The sequence below is a fragment of the Variovorax sp. KK3 genome (genome assembly GCF_001984055.1).
GTDB lineage: Bacteria > Pseudomonadota > Gammaproteobacteria > Burkholderiales > Burkholderiaceae_C > Variovorax.
Genome location: NZ_LYVO01000233.1, coordinates 1 through 214, shown reverse-complemented (window position 1 = coordinate 214; position 214 = coordinate 1). Strand labels below are relative to the sequence as shown.

The 214-nt window shown below is 73.4% G+C and carries 1 protein-coding gene; it reads right to left on the bottom strand.

What is annotated here, in order from left to right:
• The coding region (locus B0W80_RS34315; protein ID WP_143684950.1) for an iron-containing alcohol dehydrogenase at nucleotides 1–214 on the bottom strand (214 nt) is incomplete at both ends.

Genomic DNA, 214 nt, shown 5'->3' with positions numbered 1-214 from the left:
CCGAGCCGGCGAGCCACTTCACGCGCCTCGCGGGCGGTCTCGATGGGCACGTGCATCACGGCACGGTCGAAGATGCCGGCGGCCTGCGCGCCGAGCAGGTCGGCCACGCGCTCGGCCTGTGTGCGCTGCTCGGGCGTGCTCAGCACGAGCGCACGCTTCGCGCCCAGCGCGTCGATTTCACGACCCAGGTGCTGCAGGCTGCCGGGCCCGAAGA